Source organism: Bacillus hominis (assembly GCF_018332515.1).
GTDB lineage: Bacteria > Bacillota > Bacilli > Bacillales > Bacillaceae_G > Bacillus_A > Bacillus_A hominis.
The window spans coordinates 1-269 of sequence record NZ_BOQD01000695.1 but is presented as its reverse complement, the minus strand read 5'-3'; the positions used below and the strand labels follow the sequence as shown (position 1 = coordinate 269).

The window sequence follows — 269 nt, the reverse complement described above, 5'->3', positions numbered from 1 at the left end:
AGTCTTTGTGCTGTTTATTATGCCAGTTTGTTGTTTTTGAATAGTTTCGAGTTGACTCTTTAGCTGTGCTTGTTGTTTTTCAAGTAGCACAATTTTATTGTTATGTTCTTCTTCTTGTTTCAGTACACTACTTTCTGGCTTGCCTTCTTGCATGTAGTCACATCCCGTTAATGCGCAGCGCACTGAAACAGTGACAGCACTGAAAACAATCTTCTTCAAGTTCATGTGAAAATCCTTATTACCTCCGACCAGCGATCAATGCCGGTAGA

1 protein-coding gene is annotated in these 269 nt (G+C 39.4%); it reads right to left on the bottom strand.

All coding sequences use genetic code 11. From position 1 onward, the window contains the following. Positions 1–225 (bottom strand): hypothetical protein (locus KI356_RS29000; protein WP_212937093.1); only part of this gene is annotated, 225 nt, incomplete at its 3' end. Positions 226–269 lie beyond the last annotated feature (44 nt).